We start from the raw sequence: 8281 nt of genomic DNA on the forward strand, positions 1-8281 counted from the left end.
GCGCTAACCCGCCCTCAACCCGCGCCAACCTCCCCTAACCCGCCGCACACCCCGGAATCAGGCGTTCTTCAGGCCGGGGAAGTCGCTTTCGCTGAACTCGTGGCCGTAACCCTGCGTGGTCGTGCGCTCGCCGCGGGAGGAATCCGTCAATTCACCCTCGGGCCCGTGGAAGGCGCGCTCGCGGGCGCGGAGCTCGACGCGGCGGATCTTCCCGGACACGGTCTTGGGCAGGTCGAAGAACTCCAGGCGTCGGATCCTGGCGTACGGGGCCAGGTTGGCGCGGCAGTGGGCGAGGATGGACTCCGCGAGTTCGGCGGTCGGCTCGTGACCCGCGTTGAGGACCACGTATGCCTTCGGCACAGCGAGCCGCAGCGGGTCGGGCGAGGGGACGACGGCGGCCTCGGCCACCGCCTGGTGCTCGATGACCACCGACTCGAGTTCGAAAGGGGAGAGCTTGTAGTCGCTGGCTTTGAAGACGTCGTCCGCGCGGCCCACGTAGGTGAAGTTGCCTCCTTCGTCCCGGCTCATGATGTCGCCGGTGTGGTACACGCCGTTGCGGAACACCTCGTCGTTCTTGGCCGGATCGCCCTTGTACTGGACCATGAGGCCCACGGGGCGCGGATCGGTGACGATGCAGACCTCGCCTTCACCGGTGCCCTCGACCACTTCGTCCGAGACCGGGTCCACCAGTACGATGTCGAACCCGGGAAGGGGCCGGCCGACGGTTCCCACCTCGAGCTTCTGCTCGGGCGTGTTCGCGATCTGCACGGTGGTCTCGGTCTGGCCGAAGCCGTCCCGAATGTCCACGCCCCACGCTTCGCGGACCCGGTTGATGACCTTGGGGTTCAGCGGCTCGCCCGCGGCGACGACCTTCTGGGGAGGCGTCTTCAGGGTTGAGAGGTCGGCCTGGATGAACATGCGCCAGACCGTGGGCGGCGCACAGAAGCTCGTGATGCCCTCGGCGTCCATGGTCTTCATCAGGGCGGCGGCGTCGAACCGCGAGTAGTTGTAGATGAATACCGTCGCCTCGGCGATCCATGGGGTGAAGATGTTGGACCAGGCGTGCTTGGCCCAGCCGGGGGAGGCGACGTTGAGGTGGACGTCGCCGGGCTCCAGACCGATCCAGTACATCGTGGAGAGATGGCCGACCGGGTACGAGGTGTGCGTGTGCTCGACCAGTTTGGCGCGCGACGTCGTTCCCGAGGTGAAGTAGAGCAACAGGGTCTCGTCCGCCGGTGTGGGTCCCTCCGGCGTGAAAGTCTCGGATGCTGCCCGACTGTCTTCGTAGGAGTAGTGGTCGCGGCCCGGAACGGCGCCTTGGGTGAGATTACCGGTCTCGATCACGGAGAAATCCCCGGGCACGTCCGCAAACTTCGTGACGCTTCCCGAATTGGTCAGCACCCAGGAGACCGAACCGCGTGTCACGCGTTCGTCCAGGTCCTTCGGGCCGAGCATCGTGGTGGTCGGAAGCAGGACGACGCCCAGCTTGATCCCGGCGAGCATCGACTCCCACAGCTCGACCTGGTTGTCGAGCATCAGGATCATCCGGTCGCCCCGACGCACGCCGATACTGCTCATCCAGTTGGCGACCTGACTCGATCGGGCGGACATTTCCCGGTACGTGAGCCTCTGGGACGAACCGTCCTGTTCGACGACGACGAGCGCGTTCTGGTCGGCCCGCTCGGGAGTGGCCGCGACCGCATCGAACCAGTCCAGCGCGAAATTGAAGTGTTCGAAACGGGGCCACTCGAATTCTTCGCGCGCCCGGTGATAGTCCTCGCGCAGTGCGACGAGACGGTCTCTGGCCTGACGGAACTGGTCGGTGATGGTCATGGGCCCTCCCTCGATATCGTGCTGCTTCACTACTGTGTGAGGCAACTCACGTTGTATCAGGGTAGCTGAGGGGCCCGTGTCGCAAAAGAACCGGCCGCCCCTGCGTCATGCGATGACGCGACTGACGGCCGACGTCGCGGGGCGAAGAGTGCCGCGGCGCCCCGTCACTTCCACCACTGATCGAGGATGGTGACCGGGGTCGTGCGCTTGTGGCGCGTGCGGAGGTAGCGGGCCTCGAGCGCCTCGGCCTGGTCCGTCTCGATGTCCTTGCCCTCCAGGAAGTCGTCGATGACGTCGTACGTAATGCCGAGCTCGTCCTCGTCGGTCCGTCCGGGGGTCGAGTCGAGCAGGTCGGCCGTCGGAACCTTGGCCCACACGCGTTCATCGGCTCCGAGGTATTTCAGCAGTTCCCTGTTCTGGCGCTTGTCGAGTCCGTAAAGCGGAAGGATGTCCGCCCCGCCGTCGCCGAATTTCGTGAAGAATCCGGTGATCGACTCCGCCGCGTGGTCGGTCCCGACCACCAGCAGGTTCTTCTCGCCGGCGAGGGCGTACTGGGCGATCATGCGCATTCTCGCCTTCACGTTGCCCTTGTTGAAATCGGCGATGTCACGGCCCGTGGCCCGACGGAATTCGCGCTCGATCCCCGTGGTTCCGGGCTCGACGTCGAAGGTCCGGCTGGTTTTCGGTTGGATGAATTCGAGGGCCGACTGGGCATCTTCCTCGTCGGCCTGGGCGCGATACGGCAAGCGCACGGCCACGAAGTCCGCGTCGGTTCCTTCCTCGGAGAGTTTGTCGACGGCGAGCTGGCACAGCCTGCCGGCCAGCGAGGAATCGATCCCTCCGCTGATCCCCAGCACGAAACCGTTGGCGCGGGAGGCCTTGAGGTAGTCGCACAGGAAGTCGACGCGCAGCCTCACTTCCTCCGCGGGGTCGATGCTGGGGCGGACGCCCATGTCCTGAATGATGTGAGCCTGAAGTTCGCGCATGGGCCCATGATAGACCGGCGGTATTTCGGCAATGTTGCGTGCGCCTCAGTGATGTTCTGGAACAACCGCTCCCTGTTCCGGTAGGGTCACGACTACCTGTGATGTACGCCATATCCGAGCGTGCACCATGGTTTCCCACAAGGAAAGGCATTGTGATGTCAGTACTATCCGGAACCACGCCGGTGGGAGAGCCTCCCACGGGCATGCCGCATCCCGACGGCGTCCTGCTGGACGTGCGCTCGTTGCTCAATGACGAGGAACGCGCCTCCTACGACAGCATTCGCAAGCACCTGCAGTCCGACGTTCGTCACCAGAGCATCGACTACTGGAATCGCGAGGACTTCGCTTTCGATCTGCTTCCCGGCCTCGCGGACTTGGGCCTCGGCGAACTCGAGCTCACGGACACGACCTGGCTCTACCGGGGGCTCGTGTACGCCGAGACGGCACGGGCGGACGTTTCCCTCTCGGCACTCGTCGGAATCCACAACGAACTGATCGTCGGGATGATCAATCAACTGGGGTCCGAGGAACAGCGAAGGACCTGGTTGCCGAGGCTGCGTCGGTTCGAGGCCATCGGAGCCTTCGCCCTGACCGAGCCGGATCACGGCTCGGACATCGCCGGGGGCATCCAGACCACGGCCACCCGGGACGGCGACGAGTGGGTCATTCGGGGAAGCAAACGCTGGATCGGGGCCGGAACCATCGCGGATTTCGCCCTCGTTTGGGCCCGTGACACGGAGGATCACCAATTCAAGGCCTTCATCGTCGAGACCGACCGCCCCGGGTACACCGCAACCAAGATCCGCAACAAGATCGGCCTGCGCATCATGCAGAACGCGGACATCGAGCTCGACGACGTCCGCGTGCCGGCCGAAAACCACCTTCCGCTGGCCGAGGATTTCGCGAGCGTCAACGAGATGCTGCGCAATTCGAGGGTGTGGGTCGGCTGGCAGGCCTACGGTCTCCAGATGGCCGCCCTCGACGTCGCCCGCGCCTACGCCACGGAACGCGAACAATTCAGCCGCCCGCTGGCCAAATTCCAACTGATTCAGCAGGCGATCGCCGAGATCGCGGGGAATGCCCACGCGACCCTGGGGCTCATGATGCAGGTGGCTCGCGAGCAGGAGGCCGGAACACTCCAGATGATGCACGCGGCCCTCGGCAAGTCCACGGGCACCCGGCTGACCCGAGAATCGGTGGCCAAAGCACGTGCGCTCCTGGGCGGCAACGGTGTGACCAGCGACTACGAGGCAGGCAAGCTCTTCTGTGACGCCGAGATCCTGTACACGTACGAGGGCACCTACGAGATCAACTCACTGATTGTCGGACGCGCGATCACCGGCGTTTCGGCATTCGTGTAGATGCAGCAGTATCGGGCGGCCCGGAATCGGGCGGCCCATTCGACAACGAGGAGGAAAAGCATGGATGTTCAGGGGATTTCCGCAATTGTCACCGGCGGAGCGTCGGGACTCGGATATGAGACCGCGCTGGCCCTGGTCGATCGCGGGGCGCACGTCTACGTCTTCGACCTCGCGGCCTCTATCGAGAAGGCCGAGAAGGTCGATGGAATCACTTACGTCGAGGTCGACGTGACGAACCCGGATTCGGTGAAGGCGGGGGTCGCGGAAGCGGTCGACGGCGGAACCGGTCCGTTGCGCGTAGCCGTCAACTGCGCGGGCATCGGTCTCGGCGCCAGGATCCTGGGGAAGAACGGCGTCCACGACTTCTCCGCGTACACGTCCGTGATCACGGTCAACCTCATCGGGACCTTCCAGGTTCTGGCGCTGGCCGCGGAGGCCATCGCGCAGACGGACCCGGTGGACGACGACGGCCAGCGCGGCGTCATCATCAACACCGCCTCGGTCGCAGCCTACGAGGGCCAGATCGGGCAGGCCGCGTACTCGTCCTCGAAAGGCGGCGTCGTCGGCCTGACCCTTCCCGCGGCCCGTGACCTGGCGAGCAAGGGGATTCGAGTCAACACGATCGCGCCCGGGATCGTGGACACCCCGATGATGAAGGGGGTCGACGGCGAGTTCCGTGCTCAGCTGGAGAAGTCGGTCCCGTTCCCGCACCGCCTGGCGAAGCCCGTGGAGTACGCCGAACTGGCCATGGACATCATCGGCCATGACTATCTCAACGGCCAGGTGACCCGCATGGACGGTGCCATCCGGATGTCGCCCAGGTAGAACGCCGCAGATCCGACCACTCCGAACCCCCAAGAGGAGCAGACATGCCCGAGGCCTATATTGTCGACGCCGTCCGTACCCCCGTCGGACGCCGAAAAGGCGGACTCTCGACCACCCACCCCGTGGATCTCGCGGCTGTTCCCCTGGGAGCCGCCATCGAAAGGACGGGGGTGGCTTCGGAGGAGTTCGACGAAGTGATCCTGGGCTGCATCGACCAGGTCGGGCCGCAGTCCTTCGACATTGCACGGACGGCATGGCTCGCCGCGGGCGGATCGGAGGCCGTCCCGGGCACGACGATCGATCGTCAGTGCGGATCAGGACAGCAAGCGGTCCACTATGCGGCGCAGGCCGTGATGTCGGGAACGAGCGACCTGGTTGTGGCCGGGGGCGTCCAGTCGATGAGTTCCGTGCCGCTCGGGTGGGCCAATACGGCTACCGGTGACCTCGGATTCCCGAACCCCTTCGCAGGCGCCGAGTCGTGGACCCGCCGCTACGGGGAGCAGGAAATATCCCAGTTCCGCGGTGTCGAACTGATGGCCGAGAGGTGGGGATTCACCAGGGACGACGTCGAAACCTATGCCGCCGAGTCGCACCGCCGGGCCATCGCTGCCTGGGCGGCCGGCGACTTCGACGACGAGATCGTCCCCGTCGGTGACGTCACGAAGGACGAAGGACCGCGCGAACCCAATCGGGCGAAGATGGCGGAACTGGAGCCCGTCCGCCCCGGCGGGATCCACACCGCGGCGTCGGCCTCCCAGGTCTCGGACGGGGCGGCGGCCCTCGTGATCGCTTCGGCCGACGCGGTCGAGAAATTCGGTCTGACCCCGCGGGCGCGAATCCACCACCTCTCGGCCCGGGGCGATGATCCCGTGCAGATGCTGACGGCGCCCATCCGCGCCACGCGACGTGCTCTCGAGAGGACCGGCATGTCCCTGGAGGACATGGACGCGATCGAGATCAATGAGGCCTTCGCGACGGTTGTTCTCGCGTGGGCGCACGAGCTCGAACCGGATATGTCCAAGGTCAACCGGCGGGGAGGCGCCATCGCCCTGGGCCACCCCATCGGGGCGACCGGTGCGCGACTCATGACCACGCTGCTCCACACCCTCGAACAGACCGGAGGCCGTTTCGGGCTCCAGACCATGTGCGAAGGCGGAGGCCAGGCGAACGTCACCATCATCGAGAGGATGGACTGACCGTATGGGCAGTTCGAACCACGTCAGGGAGCACTTGGCCCCGTTCAAGGTTCCGAAACGCGTTGAGTTCGTGAACGAGCTTCCCCGCAACCAGTCGGGCAAGATATTGAAGAGAGACCTTCGTTCCGCAGCCTCGAAAGGTCGATGACGCCCGAGGCGCGAAGCAAGAGAACGAGACCCCCAAACCGAAGGAGGGACCGTGAACGCGGTCAACCCCGAAATTTCCTATGACGTGACCGACCCCGTGGACACGGACTACCTGGACGTCTTCTCCGACGCGACCGATGATGACCGCGCCGCCTGGAACGCCGCGCGTCAGTACGGGCGTGAGATCCTCCCGCTGATCAACGGGTATTGGGACCGCTCCGAATACCCGTTGGACCTGGTGCGTCGCATCGGTGAGTTGGACCTGATGACCGATGGTCTGGACATCCCCGGGCACCGAAAAATGTCCCCGCTGGGCGCGGGCCTGGTGACCATGGAGCTGTCCCGGTGGGACGGCTCCATGGCGACGGCCGTCGCCGTGCAGGGCGGACTGGCCCTTCGATCGATCGCCCTGTTCGGCTCGGAGGAGCAGAAGAAGAAGTACCTGGATGCGCTTGCGGATGCGAGCCTCCTGGGATCCTTCGCCCTCACGGAACCGGATCACGGCTCGGATTCCGTGTCCTTGGAGACCAAGGCGGTCAAGGACGGCGGCGAGTACGTACTTACGGGTGAGAAGAAGTGGATCGGCAACGGCGCTTCGGGTGGGATCACGGTGGTCTGGGCCCGCGACGAGGAGAACAACGTGCGCGGGTTCATCGTCGATCAGGATTCCGACGGGTACGAGGCAGAAGTCATCGAGGGCAAAGGAACGCTCAGGGCCATCCACCAGGCCCGGATCAGCCTCAACGGCGTGCGCGTTCCCGAGTCCAACGTGCTCCCCGGAGTCAGGACCTTCAAGGACGTGTCGGTGGTCCTGGTCCAGACGCGCGTCGGCGTCGCCTGGTCGGCCCTGGGCCACGCGATCAGTGGGTACGAGGCCGCGCTCCGCTACAGCCAGCAGCGGATCCAGTTCGGCAAACCCCTCGCGAAGTTCCAGATGATCCAGGAGCGCCTGGTCGAGATGCTGTCCGAAATCACCGACATGCAACTCATGTCGGCCCGGATCGCCAAGCTCCAGGAGGCCGGGACCCTGCGCGACCAGCAGGCGAGCCTGTTCAAGGTCCACAACACGACCAAGGCCCGGAAGGTCCTCGCGACCGCGCGCGACATGCTCGGCGGCAACGGCGTGTTGCTGGAGAACCACGTCATCCGGCACATGTTCGACATCGAGGGCGTGCACACCTACGAAGGCACCGAGAACATCCAGCGGCTCATCGTGGGCCGCGACATCACGGGCCAGTCGGCGTTCGCCTGACCGCGGCGGGGCCGGACGCGTGGCGGCGGGTCTCGGGGCGGGACGCCGGGCGGGACCGGTCGTGGGTCATGGGGCCGGCGTCGGACGCGGCACAGGTCGCGGCGCGGGACCGGCTGGAATCGCGACTTGGCGACAACCGGCCCCTCACCTGGGGCTTTACCGATTGCATGGTCGGGGCCGGTTATTCACGACGGAACGACGGCGCCGAGCGCAGCCGAGGTGGCAATCCCGTGCGTTTTTCACGCCGAGGCGGCAATTTTGTGCGGTTTTCACGGCAAAATCCGCACAAACCTGCCACCTCGGCGCGACGGATGCACGCGATTGCCACCTCGGCGCGCATGATGCACGGAATTGCCGCCTCGAGGCCATGCCGACGACGTCGTGTCCGTGCGTGATCCAGCGAGGTGCCGTTTACCCGATTGAGAGGCGATTCCCACCAAAAGGTGGCGGCTAAACCCCCTCTTAACGTGGGCAAATGCCGCTGAATCGGGTAACCGCCACCCAACGTGGGCAGCTTGAGTCGAGATTGAGTCCTTCAAAGGTGGGAAACCGCCGCTGAATCGGGTAACCGCCACCCAATGCGGGCGGGCTGAGTCGAGTTTGGACCCTCCAGCCGTCGGAAACCGCCGCCGTATCGGGTAACCGCCACCCAACGCGGGCGGGCTGAGTTGAGATCGACCC

General features: G+C 65.4%; 6 protein-coding genes and 1 pseudogene. 5 read left to right on the plus strand and 2 right to left on the minus strand.

Annotated features, from left to right (window positions below; genetic code table 11):
• Positions 1 to 57 precede the first annotated feature (57 nt).
• Positions 58 to 1833: an AMP-binding protein gene (locus tag EWU68_RS12870; protein WP_129316595.1), complete on the minus strand. Its 1776-nt coding sequence runs from the start codon at positions 1831 to 1833 to the stop codon at positions 58 to 60.
• A 164-nt stretch (positions 1834 to 1997) separates the two neighbouring features.
• Positions 1998 to 2819 (minus strand): ammonia-dependent NAD(+) synthetase, encoded by an 822-nt coding sequence (nadE, locus tag EWU68_RS12875; protein WP_129316596.1) that lies wholly within the window; start codon positions 2817 to 2819, stop codon positions 1998 to 2000.
• Positions 2820 to 2974: 155 nt separating this feature from the next.
• On the opposite strand from nadE, the gene EWU68_RS12880 reads away from it, so the two are divergent.
• From EWU68_RS12880 to EWU68_RS12900, 5 genes and pseudogenes are all read left to right on the plus strand, one after another.
• Positions 2975 to 4180, plus strand: coding sequence for an acyl-CoA dehydrogenase family protein (locus tag EWU68_RS12880; RefSeq protein ID WP_129316599.1), 1206 nt, complete (start codon positions 2975 to 2977; stop codon positions 4178 to 4180).
• A 60-nt stretch (positions 4181 to 4240) separates the two neighbouring features.
• A complete protein-coding gene (locus tag EWU68_RS12885; RefSeq protein ID WP_129316597.1) occupies positions 4241 to 5005 on the plus strand; it encodes an SDR family NAD(P)-dependent oxidoreductase in 765 nt (254 codons plus the stop codon).
• A 44-nt stretch (positions 5006 to 5049) separates the two neighbouring features.
• On the plus strand, positions 5050 to 6201 hold the full coding sequence (locus tag EWU68_RS12890) for an acetyl-CoA C-acetyltransferase (protein WP_129316598.1): 1152 nt from the start codon (positions 5050 to 5052) through the stop codon (positions 6199 to 6201).
• Positions 6202 to 6220: 19 nt separating this feature from the next.
• Positions 6221 to 6349: pseudogene (locus tag EWU68_RS12895) on the plus strand (AMP-binding enzyme); the annotation flags it as partial.
• Positions 6350 to 6400: 51 nt separating this feature from the next.
• Positions 6401 to 7600 (plus strand): acyl-CoA dehydrogenase family protein, encoded by a 1200-nt coding sequence (locus EWU68_RS12900; RefSeq protein WP_238692474.1) that lies wholly within the window; start codon positions 6401 to 6403, stop codon positions 7598 to 7600.
• The last annotated feature ends 681 nt before the right edge of the window (positions 7601 to 8281 follow it).

The sequence above is a fragment of the Rothia koreensis genome (assembly GCF_004136575.1).
Lineage (GTDB): Bacteria > Actinomycetota > Actinomycetes > Actinomycetales > Micrococcaceae > Rothia > Rothia koreensis.